At 70.2% G+C, this 18,623-nt stretch carries 15 protein-coding genes; 2 read left to right on the top strand and 13 right to left on the bottom strand.

The features are described from left to right. Nucleotides 1-3: 3 nt before the first annotated feature. From ACF07S_RS28910 to ACF07S_RS28900, 3 genes are all read right to left on the bottom strand, one after another. Entirely contained in the window at nt 4-912 is a 909-nt protein-coding gene (locus tag ACF07S_RS28910; RefSeq protein ID WP_391975539.1) for an ADP-ribosylglycohydrolase family protein, read from the bottom strand. Between the two features lie 12 nt (nt 913-924). Further along, the gene (locus tag ACF07S_RS28905; RefSeq protein ID WP_391966238.1) at nt 925-1,602 is read right to left on the bottom strand and encodes a histidine phosphatase family protein; all 678 of its coding nucleotides are present in this window, start codon (nt 1,600-1,602) and stop codon (nt 925-927) included. 118 nt (nt 1,603-1,720) lie between these two features. Then, a complete protein-coding gene (locus ACF07S_RS28900) occupies nt 1,721-2,326 on the bottom strand; it encodes a YdbC family protein (RefSeq protein ID WP_391966239.1) in 606 nt (201 codons plus the stop codon). A gap of 157 nt (nt 2,327-2,483) precedes the next feature. Between ACF07S_RS28900 and ACF07S_RS28895 the strand changes: the two genes are divergently transcribed. Beyond that, nucleotides 2,484-3,017, top strand: coding sequence for a TerD family protein (locus tag ACF07S_RS28895; RefSeq protein WP_391966240.1), 534 nt, complete (start codon nt 2,484-2,486; stop codon nt 3,015-3,017). A gap of 182 nt (nt 3,018-3,199) precedes the next feature. On the opposite strand, the gene ACF07S_RS28890 is transcribed toward ACF07S_RS28895, so the two are convergent. The 7 genes from ACF07S_RS28890 to nrdR form a co-directional block, all read right to left on the bottom strand. Further along, nucleotides 3,200-3,949, bottom strand: a complete 750-nt coding sequence (locus ACF07S_RS28890; protein ID WP_391975538.1) for a hypothetical protein — start codon at nt 3,947-3,949, stop codon at nt 3,200-3,202. An 18-nt stretch (nt 3,950-3,967) separates the two neighbouring features. Continuing rightward, nucleotides 3,968-6,340 carry an XRE family transcriptional regulator gene (locus tag ACF07S_RS28885; protein WP_391975537.1) on the bottom strand — a complete coding sequence of 791 codons (2,373 nt, stop codon included), beginning with the start codon at nt 6,338-6,340 and terminating at the stop codon, nt 3,968-3,970. Next, on the bottom strand, nt 6,337-6,663 hold the full coding sequence (locus ACF07S_RS28880; protein ID WP_391975536.1) for a helix-turn-helix domain-containing protein: 327 nt from the start codon (nt 6,661-6,663) through the stop codon (nt 6,337-6,339). The genes ACF07S_RS28885 and ACF07S_RS28880 overlap by 4 nt, the downstream gene beginning before the upstream one ends. After that, on the bottom strand, nt 6,660-7,775 hold the full coding sequence (locus ACF07S_RS28875) for a tyrosine-type recombinase/integrase (RefSeq protein WP_391975535.1): 1,116 nt from the start codon (nt 7,773-7,775) through the stop codon (nt 6,660-6,662). The genes ACF07S_RS28880 and ACF07S_RS28875 overlap by 4 nt, the downstream gene beginning before the upstream one ends. 110 nt (nt 7,776-7,885) lie before the next feature. Beyond that, the gene (locus ACF07S_RS28870; RefSeq protein ID WP_352024102.1) at nt 7,886-8,029 is read right to left on the bottom strand and encodes a hypothetical protein; all 144 of its coding nucleotides are present in this window, start codon (nt 8,027-8,029) and stop codon (nt 7,886-7,888) included. A 320-nt stretch (nt 8,030-8,349) separates the two neighbouring features. Continuing rightward, nucleotides 8,350-11,244 (bottom strand): vitamin B12-dependent ribonucleotide reductase, encoded by a 2,895-nt coding sequence (locus ACF07S_RS28865; protein ID WP_391966241.1) that lies wholly within the window; start codon nt 11,242-11,244, stop codon nt 8,350-8,352. 164 nt (nt 11,245-11,408) lie between these two features. After that, the gene (nrdR, locus tag ACF07S_RS28860) at nt 11,409-11,966 is read right to left on the bottom strand and encodes a transcriptional regulator NrdR (RefSeq protein ID WP_391975534.1); all 558 of its coding nucleotides are present in this window, start codon (nt 11,964-11,966) and stop codon (nt 11,409-11,411) included. 576 nt (nt 11,967-12,542) lie between these two features. Here nrdR and lexA point away from each other — a divergent pair. Further along, complete coding sequence (lexA, locus tag ACF07S_RS28855; protein ID WP_391966243.1) at nt 12,543-13,322, top strand: transcriptional repressor LexA; 780 nt, start codon at nt 12,543-12,545, stop codon at nt 13,320-13,322. A gap of 166 nt (nt 13,323-13,488) precedes the next feature. On the opposite strand, the gene ACF07S_RS28850 is transcribed toward lexA, so the two are convergent. The 3 genes from ACF07S_RS28850 to ACF07S_RS28840 all read right to left on the bottom strand — a co-directional run bounded on the left by ACF07S_RS28850 (nt 13,489) and on the right by ACF07S_RS28840 (nt 18,409). Next, complete coding sequence (locus ACF07S_RS28850) at nt 13,489-15,513, bottom strand: ATP-dependent DNA helicase (RefSeq protein ID WP_391966244.1); 2,025 nt, start codon at nt 15,511-15,513, stop codon at nt 13,489-13,491. Between the two features lie 290 nt (nt 15,514-15,803). Further along, nucleotides 15,804-16,553, bottom strand: coding sequence for a GNAT family N-acetyltransferase (locus tag ACF07S_RS28845; RefSeq protein WP_391975579.1), 750 nt, complete (start codon nt 16,551-16,553; stop codon nt 15,804-15,806). Next, the gene (locus ACF07S_RS28840; protein ID WP_391975533.1) at nt 16,448-18,409 is read right to left on the bottom strand and encodes an IucA/IucC family protein; all 1,962 of its coding nucleotides are present in this window, start codon (nt 18,407-18,409) and stop codon (nt 16,448-16,450) included. Before ACF07S_RS28840 ends, ACF07S_RS28845 begins: the two co-directional genes overlap by 106 nt. Nucleotides 18,410-18,623 lie beyond the last annotated feature (214 nt).

The raw sequence follows: 18,623 nt of genomic DNA, 5'->3' as shown, positions 1-18,623 counted from the left end.
CGCTCAGACCGGGACCCGCATCCAGCCGGGAAGGGGCTCGACCCGGTCGGTCCACTCGGCGGGCGGCGCCCCCGCCTTCCCTGCCGCGACCACCCCGCCCACGATCGCGCACGTCGTGTCCACGTCCCCACCCACCTGCGCGGTCGTCCAGAAGGCCCGTTCGTAGTCGCCGAGGGCCCGAGCCGCCGACCAGAGCGCGAAGGGCACGGTGTCGTGCGCCGTCGTACGCCGCCCGCAGCCGAGCACGGCCGCGACGGTCGCCGCATCGGCGTAGTCGAGCATGTCCCGGGCCCGGCGCAGCCCGGCACCGACCGCGCTTCTCGCGGGCACCAGCCCGATGACACCGTCCAGGAGGGCCTCCGGACCGGGCGGCCCGCCCGGGGCGGCGACGAGCGCGGCCGCCGCGGCGACGGCCATGGCACCGACCACGGCCTCACGATGCTGATGCGTGGGATAGGCGGAGATCTCGGCCTGGTGGGTGGCCTGCTCGGGGTCGTCCGCGTACCAGGCGCCCAGCGGCGCGATCCGCATCGCGGCGCCGTTTCCCCACGACCCCTGTCCGTTGAAGAGCGCGGCGGCGAGCTCACGCCAGTCGCCGCCCTCACGGACCAGCCGCAGCAGCCGGCCGACCGCGGGCCCGTAACCCCGGTCGAAGTCCTGGTGCTCGGCGAAGGACTGCGCGAGGGCGTCCTGGTCGATCCGGTGGTGCGTGGCCAGGACGGCGACGACGGAGCACGCCATCTCCGTGTCATCGGTCCACTGCCAGGGCCCCGGGGGCAGTTCCCGGTGCTTGAGCAGCGGGTGGTTCACCGGCACGAAGAACTGCGAGCCGAGCGCGTCCCCCACCGACAGTCCGCGCAGGCCGGCCAGGGCGCGGTCCAGGCGCCCGGCGGGAGAGAGGTCAACGGTCATCGCCCTGCCACTCTATCCGGTGCTTCCCGGCTGTCCGGTGATCCCGTACGGCCTCGGATCCCGCCAGCGCGCGAAGGGCCGGTCCAGGGTGTACTTGCCGTCCTCCCCCAGAACGAGCATCCGCATCTCGGCGTTTCCCGGGTTCGCGAGCGACTCGAACTCCGCCACGGTCCAGTGGAACCACCGCATGCAGAACAGCCGCATGGCCAGACCGTGGGTGACGATCAGGACGTTCGGCGGATGGTCGGGGGCCTCGAAGCTGCGGAACAGGCTCTCCAGGAAGCCGCCGACCCGGTCGTAGACGTCGGCTCCGGACTCCCCCTGGACGAAACGGTAGAAGAAGTGCCCGTAAGCGTCCCGGTAGGCCTTCTGCAGACGCACGTCCTCGCGGTCCTGCCAGTTTCCCCAGTCCTGCTCACGCAGCCTGGGTTCCTCACGCACGCGTATCAGCCCCGGATCGAGGCGGAACGAGCTCAGCGTCTGATGCGTCCGGCGGTAGGGCGAGACGTAGACGCTGACGCGCTCGCGGCCGAAGAGGTCCCGCAGCCGCTCGCCCGTCTCCTCCGCCTGCCGTACGCCCCGCTCGGTCAGGGCGAGGGCGTGATCGGGTTCGCGCTCATAGACGGAGTCATCAACATTGCCCGTCGATTCGCCGTGCCGGACAAGGACGATGCGCCGTGGTCGTGCCATGCCGAAACCCTAGATCGAGTGACGGTGCGACGGGCACTCGTGCGCGCCCCATACGGTGTAGGTCACACACCTCCCGCACCGTCAGTCACACGAGGGCCACCTTTTCGGCGTCCGGACATCAGACCGTCCAGGCCGCTTCCATGTCCACGACGTCCCCCGCCAGGGCCGCGATGTCGGCCTCCGTCTGCGCCCGCAGAGCGAGGCGCTCCACCCGCTCGGTACGGTACTTGCCGTGTTCGGCGGCCGATCGCCACATCGACAGCACCAGGAACTCGTTGCCCGGCGCCTCGCCGAACAGGCCCCGGATCATGCCGGGCGAGCCCGCCATCGCCGGATTCCAGACCTTCTCCTGCATCAGCACGAAGTGCTCGGCCCGCTCCTCGTGGGCGCGACACAGCGCCACCCTGAGCAGGTCGGCGTCGGTGAACCGTGGTTCGAAGCCGGTCTTCACGTCGAAACGGTGGTCGAAGAGCCTGACCTGCGCGTCCTTGAAGGTGCCCGACTGGGCCGAGGCGAGCCGGTCGTGGGAGCGCGCCATGAAGGAGTCGTAGAAGGCGCGGCTCTCCCAGAACGAGAAGATGTGCGCCACGTCCTGCCGCCCCCGGCTCCAGCCTCCGCCCTGCCCGCGAAACCCCGGCTCCCCCAGAAGCCCCGCCCACTTTCGCTGCCCCCGCTCGAACCCACGGCGGTCCACCACGGTGCAGCGAATCCACTTGACCAGCACCGCGCCATCGTAAGGCCAGGGAGCGCGGCGGCGGTCGTCCTCGGCGGGACTGCTTCCCGGCGCACGCCCCCGCCCGCGTGGCAGGATGGACAACCTGCCGGGACGACCCGGCAGTTGGGCTGTGACGGCCGGACGGTCACGGGGAAGGGGAAGACTGGTGAACGGCCTCAACAAGGGCATCCGCAAGGTCGAGATCGCGCTGAGGTGGGACCCGAGTCCGTCGGGGCGGCCCACCACCGACCTGGATCTCGTCGCCGCGCCCTATCCGTCAGGCGACCCGCAGGGCGATCCGGCCTATGTGGTGCACTTCGACAGTCGCTCCCCCGACGGCACCATCACGCTCAACCGGGACAGTCAGGACGGCAAGGGCTTCGGCTACGACGAGGTCATGACGCTGGAGTTGGACCGGCTCGACCGGCGGTACGCGCGCGTGGTGGTCGGTGTCGTCATCCAGCAGCACCAGGCGCGGCGGACGTTCGCCGACGTGGGCAACCCCGGCCTGCGTATCCGCGAGGGGTACACCGTCCTGGCCGAGGACGACTTCGGCGGCGTCCCGGGAGCCACCGCCGCGACGGTCGCGGAGTTCGTACGGGACGGTTCCGGGGCCTGGGAGTTCCGCCCCGGGGTCCAGGGGTTCGAGGGCGACCCGGCGTCGTTCACACGCGCGATGGGGGCGGCACGCCGTCCCTGACACGGAACCGGCGTCGTACGGCCCCGCCCGACGTCGCGGGCCGGGGAGACGCCAGGGGCGGTGATGCCGGTCACCGGCATCACCGCCCCTGCTCACGCGGCGCTCACCCGGGCAGCGCCCGGAGGCGTACTGGCGGAGACCACTTATTGCTGGCGTGTCGTATTCCTCGCCTCAGCCGCTCTTCATGCTCGACGTCGGGGACCTGGCCAGGGGTAGCCGAGCTGATCGGCAAACTCCTTTGACCCGCCGCAAACCTCGGCGACCTCGCGGGGGTCTTCGGCCGTGATACGAGCCTCAAGGCGCTCTGCTTGGTCGCCCGGGTCGTCTCCGGAGACCGGAAGGGTCATCTTGAACTGAAGCCAGGGACGGTCTTCTCTGATCGCGGAGCGGCCGGGATGGAACAGGAAGACGCTGATCTGGTCAGGTTCCCAGTGCCAAGCTGAGACGGCTCCCAGTTCGCATTCCCAGGTCGTCAGCCAGCCGACACGCTCCCGGAGCCGTTCTTCCAGAAGCCTGGCGACTGTTCGGGCCGGCCACTCCCAGCTGCGGTCGGTCGAGGCCCGGCGGACCTCCGCGTCGTACTGCTTGACGTCGAATCGAAGCTCTGGGAGGTCGACATCGTCTTCATCCGGGTTGCGCCAGCCGTTCCAGACCACGTGCTGCCCTTCGCGCCTGATGGTCACGTAGACAGCGCCGCAGCATCCTTCCGTGCACTCGGCCTCGGCAAGCCGAACCTCGCGGGGCGTGTCTGTCGCGTGAAGCGGCGCATGCTGCCCCAACAGATACCGAGGGTCAGCTGCCGGCCCCTCGTCGAACACGTCGGCCAGGATGTCTCGTCCATTGATGATCGGTCGGCATTCCACGGCGCCGTGTCGGCTTCCCAGCGGTGGAACGACGATGCGGAGGGACAGCAGGTGCGGTTCTGTGGTCATTGGCTGATGGTCTCGGAGTCAGTGGCAGTTGTCCTGCGTGTTTCTGCTTGAAGGGAGACGGGGGACTCCGTCCTGGACATCCTTGCCTGGATGCCTCTGCATGTCGTGGGCGCGGGCGGCGAGGTAGTCGGCCCAGGAGGTCTTGGCGAACCCTGCCCAGCGAACTGCGGTGTTGGGGTGGAGGCCGAGGATGCTCGCGAGGACCGGTGCGGGCAGGTCACCGGCGAGCGCGACCAGGGCCGCGTTCCGGGCCGGTCTGGTGTCGATGCCGTGGGGCAGAAGTTTTGAGCTGAGGCCGGTCTGAGAGGTGGGGCGGCCAGGGACCAGACCGGGGAATAGCCATGGCTCGCCGCGGTTGGTGCGGGTGAGGGCGGCCCGGGTGTGGGGTGCTTCGGCCAGCTGGTGAAGGAGTCTGGCGAGCCGGGGCGGCAGCAGGATCGGGTGCCGGTCGACGGTGAGGTAGCTGTTGCCATCGCGGTGAACGAGTTGGGTCGCGGTCAGGTGCCGGACGTGGGACGCATGCAGGCCGAAGAGCAGGATCAGTGCGCCGGCGGCCCGGGTGTCCAGAGCCATCGTGGAGTCGGTCAGGCACCGTTTCAGCAGCTGCCAGCGGCCGTCTTCGTCCATCAGCTGGCTGGGCTGCTGACGCGGAATGGAGGGGACTGTGAGCTTGCCAGTCAGGCCGCGGCCGGTGGTCCAGGACAGGAAGTAGCGAATTGCGTAGGTGCGGGTGTTGCCCGCGTCCAGCCAGCGGTCGAGGCCGTCTTGCCGAAGTCCGCCCAGGTCGAGGCCGTGCTCGTCGAGCCAGGCGAGGAACTCCAGGGCCACCAGGACGCGGGTGCGGAGGAACGAGCCCGGTTCCGCTGGGCGGCGGCGCTGGGCGGCGCGTCGTCGGGCTCGTCGCAGCAAGTGCCAGTGCGCGTAGGGACGGACCAGCTGGACGTGGCCGGTGGGGCGGTCGGCGAGGACCGTGTCCAGCCAGGCGGGGATGCGTTCTAGTTCCTCATTACGCTCTGCGAGGGCGCCGAGGTGCACGAGGGTGTGTCGGACGTAGTGCAGGTGCCGGCTGGGCGGGCGTTGATCGAGCCGCTGGTGGGTGATCGGTTCTCCGGAGGCGGCCAGGCTGGTGAAGAGGGCAGCGTTCGGGCTGTGCTTGAGCCAGTGCAGGATGCTGCGGGGACGCTTGGCCAGGGCGAGAGCGTCCCGCAGCGGCTGTAGCGGTGTCGGAATGCGCCCGTCGGGGCCTGACAGCAGCTGCTGGAGGCGGGCGGTGAGGACGCAGCGGGCGCACTGCGCGTCGGCGTAAGTCCGGCCGCCGAGCCCGCAGGTGCGGCAGGTGTAATCGAAGGCGGTGCCCGCGCAGGTTCCGCAGATCCTGGTGCCGTCCTCGGTGATGCCGATCAGCGGCTGGTGGCGGCCGCAGCCTGCGCAGGTCGCGGGCGCGTCCAGCACGATGGTGTAGCAGGTCGAGCAGACCGGGCCGATCGGCCAGCGGGTGTGGATGCGGCGGGTCCGCCCGCAGCGGCAGCACTCCTGGGTCAGCCCCGGGCGGCAGGTCCGGCAGATCCATGCGCCGTCCGTCCCGCGGTGGCAGGGGCAGACTTTCCCGCAGGTAGAGCAGGTGTTGGTGGGCCCGTTGTAGCAGTCCTCGCAGATGTCCGGCCGCGAGCCGGTGGCCCGACGAGCGATGCGTCGTGCTTGTCCGCAGCGGCCGCATTCCCTGACCGGCTTCTGTTGCTGGTGGTGGCAGGACGCGCAAAGCGGCCCGTCGGGGCCGTTCGACTTGGCTGGGCCGAGGGTGCCGCAGCTCACGCAGGTGTGCTGGGGGCCGGTCCAGCAGGATGCGCAGAGCGGCGCGTTGTCCGGGCGACGGGTGACCGGCATGCGGAGCTGGCCGCAGGCGACGCATTCTTCGACGACATCCGGATCGACGCGGTAGCAGGAATAGCAGATGGGGCCCTCAGCTCGGCGGGCGGCGAGCCGGGTGTCGGTGCGGCCGCATCGATCACAGGTGCCCTTGCTGCTGCGGGCGGAGCAGTTGATGCAGAGGCGCCCATTAGGGCCGAGCCGTGGGAGGTCCAGGTTGAATCTTCCACAGTCGGTGCAGGCCGGCCGGACCACGGCTGTGTGTCCCGCAGTGTGAAGGATCTTGGCGAGACGGATGGCGACAGGTGGGCAGTGGGCTTCGCCGGAGATCAGGGCCTGGGGGTGGTCGGCGAGGTGCTGGTCGAGGTCGCGGAGCGGGATGCCCCGGGCGGCCTGTGCCTCGGAGACGGCCTGAACGGCCTCCGCCCGGCCGAGGCCGGGCAGTGAGGCAGTGAGGGCGGTGATCACGCGGTCCAGAGCGGCCTGTCGTTGTTCGGCTCGCTGGCGGTCGCGGGCCTTGGTCATAGTCCCTCGGGCCGGCGGATCGTGGTCCGGCGGGCAGTCGGCAGCGGCCGGACCGGTGCTTCGTCTGCGGTCTTGCGGATCTCCTCGTTGACGACCCGGACCTCGATGAGGTCGCCGGGCTGACAGCCGAGGATGTCGCAGAGCGCCGCGAGGGTGTCCATCGACAGTCGCTGTGGGGGCTGGGTGACCAGGCGGAATACCTGTTCCCGGGAGAGGGTGATGCCTCGCTCGGCGAGTGGGCCGACCAGGTCAGTGGTCTGGAACATCTGCCGGGTGGCCATGATCTGCCGCAGACGCCAGTGGTAGCCCATCTTCTTGATCACGTCTCGTCGTCCTCCCAGAGCTCGGCGTGCCGTTCCTTCAACATCCGCTGGAGCAGCCGGTTGCGGTACTCGTCCGAGACGCCGGTGTAGATCGCGGTGGTGCTGGCGTAGGCGTGGCCGACCTGGTCCTGGACGAACCGCTCGGGGTAGCCGAACTCGACGAGGTGTGTGACGTAGCTGTGCCGGAGTCCGTGCAAGTCGAGTTCTTCGGGCAGGTCCGCCGTCTTGCGGGCGGTCTCGAAGGCTTCGTCCAGGCGGCGGGCGGACATCCGGCCGCGGCGTTCGGTGATCCAGAGCGCGGGGTGTTTTCCCGGGGTGAAGGCCGGGCGGACCTCGTCCAAGTACTGGTCGAGGAGGTCGGCGATCCAGTCCAGTTCGGGGACGGTCAAAACGGTGCGTCGTTTGGGCGGGCCGCCCTTGGACGCCTTCCCGTAACGGACGAACAGGCCGCCGAACCGGCCGTACTGCGGCATCTTCGGGTTCCGCCGCAGGTCTGCCAGGTCGAGGCCGCAAGCCTCCTGGCGGCGCAGTCCGTAGGCGTAGACGGTCTTGAGGAGGATGGCGTCCCGAAGGGCGGCGAGGGATCCCTTGCGGCGCCGGACCCGGATCTCGTCCACCCGTGCGTCGGCCGCATCGAACAGGGCCTGGACCTCGTCGTAGGTCAGTGGGCGTCGGCTGGCATCGCCCTCGTACTCACTGCTGTGGGTAACCGTGTTCCACTCGTGCAGGATCTGCGCGGGTGCCTGACCGAACCGGTCCAGGCAGCGCAGCGGCCATCCGTAGCGTGCATCAGTGACGTACTCGCAGAACATCCGCAGGGCGTTCTGGTAGTTCCGGCCGGTGGAGACGGCGAACTTCGTCCGCCGCGACCTCAGGTGGTCGATGAACGCCTCGACCTCGGCGGGCTCCCACTGCCAGGGGTACTGGTTGGTGAACTCGGCGAACCTCCGCACCACCGACAGCCGCGGCTTGATCGTCCCGTCTTCGTCCAGAAAACGGGTCCTCTGCTGCCGGGCCCAGCCGTCCAGCATCGCCTCGAAGACGGCCGGCTCCGGTTCCAGATGCACAACCCCGTCGGCCAGCACCAAGTGCGCGGCCCCTGGCAGATCCACCCCTCGACTCACGATGCATCTAACGCAACATCGTTGAATCGGTTACGGCGGAGCCTCCGACCAGGGGAAATGGGCTGGCCGCCCCAGGTGTAGGCCCGGGGCGGCCAGAATCACTTCTTCTTCTTGGTCGACGGCGTCTGGGCCAGCGCGCTGGCCGCCGCCGACTTCTCGGCCTTGGTCGACTTCGGGTTAGCCAGCACCTTGCTGGCGTTGGAAGCCGCCTTCTTGCCTGTCTGCTTCGAGTTCTTAGCCACGATGATCACTCCTTCCTGGTTGCATTTGAAATCGCATCCAGGACGTGATGTCATGCAGGTTCTCACACCGCGCAGGACACAACGTTCCTGTCTGCAACGATCGCCCGGCCTCCTACAAGGCTGGGCTTTCGTCATTCCGGAGGCTTTCACCACCAGAACGTTCTCTTGGTGCCTCTCGGGCACCATGCGGGGCTGGTCGTGGTGCACCAACCGTCGGAGGGAGGGGCGTCAGCCAAGGGCTGACGCCCCTCCCTTTCACAGATCACGGCTTCTAGGTGCGGTTACGTCGGGTGTTGCATCCGACGCAATTCCGCCCGGTATTAGCTGCAGCCGCTCGTCGAGCCGCAGCCCTCGCAGATGTAGCAGGAGCCGGCCCGCTGCATCTTGGTGCCGCAGGAGAAGCACAGGGGGGCGTCCGCCTGGATCCCCAGCTGCATCTCGACCAGTTCCGCGCTGGTGTGGGCCTGCTTCGGGGCGGGCTTGACCACCTCGGCCTCGGCCTTCGGCGTGGCCACGGCCTTCAGCTCCTGGGACCGCGGCGCCGACTGGGCCAGGCCCTCGACGTCGACCTCGTCGTCGGACGGCTCGTAGGAACCGGTCTCCAGGTGACGCTGACGCTCCTCGGCGGAGTGGATGCCGAGCGCGGAGCGCGTCTCGAAGGGCAGGAAGTCCAACGCCAGGCGGCGGAAGATGTAGTCGACGATCGACTGCGCCATCCGTACGTCCGGGTCGTCCGTCATACCGGCCGGCTCGAAGCGCATGTTGGTGAACTTCGAGACGTACGTCTCCAGCGGCACTCCGTACTGGAGGCCGACCGAGACGGCGATGGAGAAGGCGTCCATCATGCCCGCGAGGGTGGAGCCCTGCTTGGACATCTTGAGGAAGACCTCGCCGAGCCCGTCGTCCGGGTAGGAGTTGGCGGTCATGTAGCCCTCGGCGCCACCGACCGTGAAGGAGGTGGTGATGCCGGGGCGGCCCTTCGGAAGGCGCTTGCGGACCGGGCGGTACTCGACCACCTTCTCGACCGCGGTGCGGATCGTCTCCTCGGCCTTCTCGGTGATCTCGGCCTTCTCCTTCTCCTTGGTCTTGGCGGAGAGGGGCTGGCCGACCTTGCAGTTGTCGCGGTAGATGGCGAGCGCCTTGACGCCGAGCTTCCAGGCCTCGAAGTAGATCTCCTCGACCTCCTCGACGGTCGCCGTCTCCGGCATGTTGACCGTCTTGGAGATGGCGCCGGAGATCCAGGGCTGGATCGCGGCCATCATGCGGACGTGGCCCATCGGGGAGATGGAGCGCTCGCCCATGGCGCAGTCGAACACCTCGTAGTGCTCCGGCTTCAGGCCGGGGGCGTCGATCACATTGCCGTGGTCGGCGATGTGGGCGACGATCGCCTCGATCTGCTCCTCCTGGTAGCCCAGGCGGCGCAGGGCCTGCGGGACGGTGCCGTTGACGATCTGCATCGAGCCGCCGCCGACCAGCTTCTTGAACTTCACCAGCGCCAGGTCGGGCTCGACACCGGTGGTGTCGCAGGACATCGCCAGACCGATGGTGCCGGTCGGGGCGAGCACGGACGCCTGGGAGTTACGGAATCCGTTCTTCTCGCCGAGGTCGATCACGTCCTGCCAGGCCTCGGTGGCGGCGGACCACACCGGGGTGTCCAGGTCGTCCATGCGCACGGCCGTGCCGTTGGCGTCGGCGTGCTGCTTCATGACGCGCTTGTGGGCGTCGGCGTTGCGGGCATAGCCGTCGTACGGGCCGACGACCGCCGCGAGTTCGGCGGAGCGCCGGTACGCCGTGCCCGTCATCAGCGAGGTGATCGCGCCGGCGAGGGAACGGCCGCCGTCGGAGTCGTAGGCGTGCCCGGTCGCCATCAGCAGGGCGCCGAGGTTGGCGTAGCCGATGCCGAGCTGGCGGAACGCGCGCGTGTTCTCACCGATCTTCCGGGTCGGGAAGTCCGCGAAGCAGATCGAGATGTCCATCGCGGTGATGACCAGCTCGACGACCTTCTGGAAGCGCTCGGTCTCGAAGGACTGGTGGCCCTGTCCGTCGTCCTTGAGGAACTTCATCAGGTTCAGCGAGGCCAGGTTGCAGGACGTGTTGTCCAGGTGCATGTACTCGCTGCACGGGTTGGAGGCGGTGATCCGGCCGGACTCGGGGCAGGTGTGCCAGTTGTTGATGACACCGTCGTACTGGATGCCCGGGTCGGCGCAGGCCCACGCGGCCTCGGCGATCTTGCGGAAGAGCGCCTTGGCGTCGACCTCCTCGATGACCTCACCGGTCATCCGCGCCCGCAGGCCGAACTTGCCGCCCTGCTCGACCGCCTGCATGAACTCGTCGTTGACACGGATCGAGTTGTTGGCGTTCTGGTACTGGACGGACGTGATGTCGTCGCCGCCCAGGTCCATGTCGAAGCCCGCGTCGCGCAGGACGCGGATCTTCTCCTCTTCCTTGACCTTGGTCTCGATGAAGTCCTCGACGTCCGGGTGGTCCACGTCGAGGACGACCATCTTGGCGGCGCGGCGGGTGGCACCACCGGACTTGATCGTTCCGGCGGAGGCGTCGGCTCCGCGCATGAAGGAGACAGGGCCGGAGGCGTTGCCGCCGGAGGACAGCAGTTCCTTGGAGGAGCGGATCCGGGACAGGTTCAGGCCGGCGCCGGAGCCGCCCTTGAAGATCATGCCTTCTTCCTTGTACCAGTCGAGGATCGACTCCATGGAGTCGTCGACGGACAGGATGAAGCAGGCGGACACCTGCTGGGGCTGGGGCGTGCCCACGTTGAACCACACGGGGCTGTTGAAGCTGAAGACCTGGTGCAGGAGGGCGTACGCCAGCTCGTGCTCGAAGATCTCGGCGTCGGCGGGCGAGGCGAAGTACCTGTGGTCCTCACCGGCCTTCCGGTACGTCCTCACGATGCGGTCGATCAGCTGCTTGAGGCCGGTCTCCCGCTGCGGGGTGCCCACGGCGCCCCGGAAGTACTTGCTGGTGACGATGTTGACCGCGTTCACCGACCAGAAGTCGGGGAACTCGACGCCACGCTGCTCGAAGTTGACCGAGCCGTCGCGCCAGTTGGTCATCACGACGTCACGGCGCTCCCAGGTCACCTCGTCGTACGGGTGGACTCCGGGAGTGGTGTGGATGCGCTCGACCCGCAGTCCCTTGCCGGCCTTGGTGCTCTTGGCTCGGGAACTCCGTGCCGGACCGCTCGCCGTCTCTGTCATGCCGCCTCCCTGTACGGGCGAAAACGCCCTGAAGTGCCTCGATGTTCCCGAGACACGGTGTTCTGTCTGGTGCTGCGGGCGCCCACTCACCTGCCCGCAACAGGTCTTCTCACCGCCGCCGCCCGGCCGGTCCCCGCACCTGGCGCCCGGGGCCGGCCCGCCGGTCAGCCGACGGCGGGAGCGGGATCGGGGACCTGGGCAGTCCCTCCGGACCCGCTGTCGTCTCCCCGGCTCCCCGGGACGGCTTCCTCGCCGTCACCGCCGGTCTCGGGGGGCCGCTCCGCCCGCCGGAGTTCCGCGATCGCGGCCTCGAAGTCCTCGAGCGAGTCGAACGCCCGGTACACGGACGCGAACCGCAGGTAGGCGACGAGGTCGAGCTCCTGCAACGGGCCGAGTATGGCCAGCCCCACGTCATGGGTGGTCAGCTCGGCGCTCCCGGTGGCCCGCACCGCCTCCTCGACACGCTGGCCGAGCTGGGCAAGGGCGTCCTCGGTGACGGGGCGCCCCTGGCACGCCTTGCGCACGCCGTTGATGACCTTGGTGCGGCTGAACGGCTCGGTGACTCCGGACCGCTTGACCACCATGAGCGAACACGTCTCCACGGTCGTGAAACGACGGGAGCAGTCCGGACACTGGCGGCGCCTGCGGATCGACGTGCCGTCGTCGGTCGTACGGCTGTCGACGACACGGCTGTCGGGGTGCCTGCAGAAGGGGCAGTGCATGAATTCCCAACCCTCCTCACAGCAGACTCAATGGCCCCGCCAGACCTCTCGGGCCTCACGAAGCAGCTCCAGCATAGGCGATCACGGAGGGCACCAAGACCGGGGGGACCACAACTTCTGGGCTGCGGCTGCAATGCAACCACTAGATGTGGGGATTGGCTCATACATCCACGCTCGGGCAGGCGTGTCGCCCGCTTCGGAGAACGGGCGCGGCACCGGACCCGCCTCCGCGGTACCCGCGAACGCCCCGCGCATGCCTGCGGGACTCCGCCGAGACGAGGAGACGCCACGTTCGGGCGGGGAGGGGGCGCGCGACTCACGGAGGGAGCCGGGGGCTGCCGCACACACCACGGGACACCCGATGGCAGACTGGGCCCGCGACCCGGGAGGTCATCGCCTCGGCGGTGAACAGTACAACAACAGGCCCGTTCGACCGACAGTAAACGCGGCCACCAATACACCTCGACGAGAAATTCCGAAAGGCAATCCGCGGTTTTTCACTCGAACGTGTGTTTGGCGCAACCTTTCGAAAGCAACTACCGTTGTGCTGCAGGGAGACCATCGAGAGGGGCCGACGTGACCACCACCGCAGACAGTGCCGCCATTACCGCCCAGGACCGCTCCCAGGGCCGGGTCCAGCCGGTGCATGCGATGAACGAAGCCGCGAATCCCGAGGGGCACAAGCGATCCCTGCCTGGCCGCCCCCCCGGCATCCGGGCGGACAGTTCCGGACTCACCGACCGCCAGCGCCGGGTGATCGAGGTCATCAGGGACTCCGTGCAGCGACGGGGTTACCCGCCGTCGATGCGCGAGATCGGTCAGGCGGTCGGTCTTTCCAGCACCTCCTCCGTGGCGCATCAGCTGATGGCACTGGAGCGCAAGGGCTTCCTGCGCCGCGACCCGCACCGCCCGCGGGCGTACGAGGTACGCGGCTCCGACCAGGCCGCCTCCGTGCAGCCGGCGGACACCGCAGGCAAGCCCGCCGCGTCCTACGTACCGCTGGTCGGCCGCATCGCGGCCGGTGGCCCCATCCTCGCCGAGGAGTCCGTAGAGGACGTCTTCCCCCTGCCCCGGCAGCTCGTCGGTGACGGCGAGCTGTTCGTACTGAAGGTCGTGGGTGACTCCATGATCGAGGCGGCGATCTGTGACGGCGACTGGGTCACGGTCCGCCGCCAGCCGGTCGCCGAGAACGGTGACATCGTGGCGGCCATGCTCGACGGCGAGGCGACCGTCAAGCGTTTCAAGCGCGAGGACGGCCACGTCTGGCTGCTCCCGCACAACGCGGCCTACGAGCCGATCCCCGGCGACGACGCGACCATCCTGGGCAAGGTCGTGGCCGTGCTGCGCCGCGTCTGAACACGGCGCGGGGCCGGCCACTGCCGCCGCCCCGCCCCTTGACCGGGCCCCGGAACCCCTGCGCCGGTTCCGGGGTCCCGTGCTGTCCGGCCCCGCCCCGCCGACGGCGGCCTCCACCGCTTCGGGCCGGTGACGTGCCGACGCATCACGACACGCCACCGTCCGGTCACTGCTCTTCCGTCTGCTCCTCCGTCTGCTCCTGTGCCCGGGCCTCCGCCTCGGCTTCCGCCCGCCGCGCCGCCGCGTCGATGGCTGCCAGCGACTTCCTGACCTGGTTGCGGTCCGTGGTGTACCAGAAGTCGGGCAGCGAAGCCTTCAGATAGCTCCCGTAGCGGGCAGTCGCCAGCCGCTGGTCCAGTACGGCCACCACACCCCGGTCACCCGAAGCGCGTACGAGGCGGCCGGCTCCCTGAGCCATGAGCAGCGCCGCGTGCGTGGCGGCGACCGCCATGAACCCGTTGCCACCCGCTTCCTCCACCGCCTTCTGGCGGGCGCTCATCAGGGGATCGTCCGGGCGCGGGAAGGGGATCTTGTCCATGACCACCAGCTGGCAGCTCGGACCCGGAACATCGACGCCCTGCCAGAGCGAGAGCGTGCCGAAGAGACAGGTCCGGGGATCGGCCGCGAAGTTCTTGATCAGTTCGCCGAGCGTCTCCTCGCCCTGGAGGAGGATCGGGAACTCCGGGATGCGGGAGCGCAGCTCCTCGGCGGCGAGCTGCGCGGCCCGCATCGAGGAGAACAGCCCCAGGGTCCGGCCGCCCGCCGCCTGGATCAGCTCCGTGAGCTCGTCCAGCATGTCCGCGCGATCACCGTCACGGGCCGGGCGGGCCAGGTGCTTCGCGACGTACAGGATGCCTTGCCTGGGGTAATCGAACGGCGAGCCGACGTCCACTCCCTTCCACTGAGGGAGATCGTCGCCCTCCGCTCCTTCCGGACCGAGTCCGAGGGACGCCCCCACGCCGTTGAAGTCGCCGCCCAGCTTCAGCGTCGCGGACGTCAGGACGACGGAGCGATCGGTGAAGAGCTTCTCCCTCAGCAGGCCCGAGACGGACATCGGGGCCACGCGCAGGGAGGCACCGAAGCGGTCGTGTCGCTCGTACCAGACGACGTCCCACTCCGAGCCGTTCGTGATCCGCTCCGCCACGTCGTGCACGCTTTCCACCGAGGCCAGCGCCTGTTTGCGCACCGCGTCCTCGTCCTGGACGGACCTGTCGCGGGTGTTCCCGAGCGCGGAAACGACGGTCCGGCAGGCGTCGCGCAGCGCCATGAGGGCGTACCCCAGGTCCTCCGGGATCTCTTCCAGCCGGCCCGGGAGGGCCAGCTCCATCAGCCGCTCGAACCCCTCGGCGGCGGTCTGGAGTTGGTCGGCGGCCTTCTCGTCGACCAGCTTCGCGGCGCGCCGCACGGCACGGTTGACCTGTCCGGGGGTGAGCTCGCCGGTGGCGACTCCGGTGACCCGGGAGACCAGCTCATGGGCCTCGTCGACGATCAGCACCTCGTGCTGCGGGAGCACCGGCGCGCCCTCGATGGCATCGATCGCGAGCAGCGCGTGATTGGTGACGACCACCTCGGCCAGCTTGGCGCGCTCGCGGGCCGTCTCGGCGAAGCACTCGGCGCCATAGGCACACTTCGTGGCGCCCAGGCACTCCCGCGAGGACACCGACACCTGGGACCACGCCCGGTCGGACACGCCCGGTGTGAGGTCGTCCCGGTCGCCGTTCTCCGTCTCGTCCGACCACTCGCGCAGGCGCAGCAGGTCCTGGCCGAGTCTGCTGGTGGGCGCGGCCGCCTCGAACTGGTCGAAGAGCCCCTCCTCCTCGTCCTGCGGCACGCCCTCGTGGAGACGGTGGAGACAGAGGTAGTTGGACCGGCCCTTGAGCATCGCGAACTCCGGGCGGCGGCGCAGCAGCGGGTGCAGCGCCTCCACGGTGCGTGGAAGGTCGCGTTCCACGAGCTGGCGCTGCAGGGCCAGGGTGGCCGTGGCCACGACGACCCGCTCCCCGTACGCCAGTGCGGGCACCAGATAGCCCAGCGACTTTCCGGTGCCGGTGCCGGCCTGGACCAGCAGATGGGCGCCGTCGTCGATCGCCTCGGCGACGGCTTCGGCCATGGTCACCTGGCCGGGACGCTCCGCGCCGCCGACGGCGGCGACGGCGGCGTGCAGGAGTTCGGGGAGTGAGGGCTTCGTCATAGCGCGACCACCCTACGGCCCTGCACCGACATTCGTGCGCTCACCGCGAGGACCGGGGGTGCGTTCACGACGGGCTCCTGTTCGGGACGGGGGCGGGGCGGGAGGTACCACCCGGGCGCGGTCCGGGAGGCGTGCCGAGGCGTGCGGGGCCGCCCGTCGGCCGCCGAGCCGGCGCGACGCACGGCCGGGAGATCACGGGGGCGCGAGCGGGGACCGCGGCGGCGCGAGCGGTGTGCCCCAGGTGGGAGCGGTGCACCCGTACGGGCATACGGGAGCGCAGTGACACGACGCTACATCCGGTGACGCAGCGAACGGTCACGGACCATGAGGGCGGCCCGCTTGGCGGGCAGATCGACCTCGGCCGTGAAGCGGAAGCCGGCGTTGAGGAAGGCGGCGACGGACGCGATGTTGCGCAGGTCCGGTTCCGCGATGACGCGCGGTGCGGCGGGCCTGCCGTCGAGGGCGAGGTCGGCGACGGCTCTGAGCAGGACGCTGCCGACGCCGTGCCCCCGGTCCCCGGCGGCGCCGATGAGGAGGTGGACTCCGATGTCGTGGGGCCGGGCCGGGTAGTGGCGGGCCAGGGGGTCGAGGTCCGCCCGGTAGATCTCCCAGTAGCTCATCGGCGTGCCGTCCAGCACGCCGATGCACGGAACGCTGCCTCCGTCGCCGTCGAGCTGGGCCCGCAGGTGGTCCGCCGTCACGGCCGGAGGTCCGGCCAGCTCCCAGTAGGCGGCCACGGCGGGGTCGTTCATCCACTGCGACAGCAGCGCCAGGTCCCGCTCGATCCGGACGGGCACCAGCCGGAACGAGCCCGCGGGGGTGCGGGCCGGACCCCGTTCACCGATGCGGCCGAGCGGACCGTCGAAGGCGCCGGGGCCGTCGGCCCCGTCGGCCCCGCCGCCCCCGGCGGTCGTGTCGGAGGAGCCCTTGCGCGTCACGCGTGCAGGGGGTTGGCGAGGGAGACATAGACGGACTGGGTGTCGACCGGGCCGACGAGTTCGTCGAGGCCGTGCAGCCGGGTCAGGAGGTTGGCCTTGCAGCGCAGGACGGGTGAGTCGAGCAGACGGGAGGGCAGTGTGCTGCGCGTCCGGGCCGGTCCGCGGGAGACCTCGGAGAGGAACCGGCGGAAGGCGGCGAGCAGCAGCCGCTCGTCGGCGAGCCGCTGGGAGCCGAAGGCGCCGACGAGACCGAAGACGTTGTTGATGCCCAGGTAGTAGGCGAAGCGTTCGTCGGCCACGCCGTCGGGGACGAAGGTGTCGCTGTGCCCGCCGATGCCGGGCAGCCGGGCGTCGAGTTCCGCGCGTCGCGACTCGCGGAAGTAGTAGCCCTGGTTGTCCCGGTAGCGGCCGCCCGCGGGCCAGCCGTCGGCGTCGAGCACGAGCAGGGTGTTCTGCTGGTGTGCCTCCAGGGCGATGCCCGCCTCTCCGTCCAGCCACAGCACGGGCCGCACCACGTGCTCCAGGTATCGCAGGAACCACTCGGCGGCGACGGCCGCCGCGGAGCGCCCCGTTCGAGCGGCGAGGCGGGTGACGAGCACGGCCAGCCGGGATCCCATCGCCGGGCCCTGTGATGGCGTGCGGTCCGGGGCGAAGCCGGCTACGGCACCGGAGCCAGGGGCGTCGCCGCCGGTGGCGGTTCGTGGATGGGGCCGGGGCGACACGAGTCCGGCGAGGCAGGCGACGTCGTCATGCGGCCGGAACGGGTTGTGCCGGATCACGAGGTCGAGCCCGGGCACCGGATCACCGGCCGGCCCGTCCACGGCGAGCCACGCCGGGTCGCGGACGATGTCGAAGCCGGGGTGCGCGGCCCGCCACCGCTGCGACAGTCCCGTGCGCAGCAGGCGGTGGACCTCGACGCCCCGGTGGAGTTCCTTGCGGAGGTTCTCCCTGCGGGAGTTGGTGATGCGCAGGCCCAGCGAGAGTTTGAGCATGGCGGGTGCGCCGGTCCGGTGGACGGTGCGTACCGAGGAGGTGGGGTGCCAGGGGGCGCCGTGGCTGCCGAGGTCGCGGAGCAGTCCGGCATCCAGCAGGGCGGCGATCTCGGGGCGGTGCCGGACTCGGCGCAGTTGCCAGGGGTGGACGGGAAGGGCCGCGCATCCGTCGGGCAGGGGCAGTCCGGTTCCGGCGAGCCGAGCGGTGAGGCGGGACGCGGTGACGGGGCGTCCGCGCTCGGTCCAGGCGGAGTCGGTGGCGAGCAGGGAGGGGTCGACGGCCATCCAGTGCAGGGGGAAGGAGCCGCGCAGTTCGGGTGAGTACCGCTGTGCCTCGGTGTCGGAGAGCCCTTCGCGGCTCTTCGGGTCCGGGTGCAGCGGATGTCCGAGGACGAGTGCCTGTTCCGCGGCGAGGAAGAGGTCGGGGTGGTCGGCGGGGCGCGCGCGCCGTTCGGTGACGAAGGAGACCACACGCCGGACGGAATCGGCGACGCGCGGGACGAGGTCGGTGCCGTCGCCGGCCGTCGGGGCGGGAGGAGACGGGTCGGTGGTGTGCGGGGGACCGGGGAGAGCCGGCTGCGGGGTGCCGGCGCCCTCCCTGCTCAGGAGGGCGGCGAGCAGGACGGCATCGACCGGTGGGGCGGCTGCCGGGGCGCCGGCCAGGCACGGCGGGCCGAAGCGGTGCCAGCCCGTCGGGGACCAGTACCGGACGGGGACGAGCAGGGCCGTGCCACTGGACGGCAGGGGAACGCGCAGGACGTCACCGTCCGGAGCGGGGAGGCCGGTTTCGCGTACCCAGCAGCGCAGCAGGTTCTCCGTGGCCGCCGTCTGGGCCACCCTGCGTGGGTCGGGGTGCTCCAAGGGGCAGACGCCGGTCTCCTGGAGCCGTTCGGTACGGGGACGCTCCCGCTCCTGGTGCGGGACCCCGGGGCTCGTACGGCCGGCCGGAGTGGGGGTGGTGGTCAAAGCGGCTCCTCGTGGAGTGGCTCCGGGGCGTGCGGTGGCGGAAGGGGCGCGGGTGCGGCGCGGCGCTCCTCGAGCCCGCCCGTGCGGCGCGCGGGGCGAGCGGCGGGGCTGACCGCCCGTCGGTGGGCGGAGGGACACGAACCCCTACCGCAACCAACCCCGGACCCCTCACCGGGTTACGGTCTGCCGCGCGATCCCCGGCCACCTGGGCCCG

The organism is Streptomyces sp. NPDC016640 (assembly GCF_043076215.1).
GTDB lineage: Bacteria > Actinomycetota > Actinomycetes > Streptomycetales > Streptomycetaceae > Streptomyces.
The sequence above is the reverse complement of the archived record's forward strand: the minus strand, read 5'-3'. Positions and strand labels throughout refer to the sequence as shown.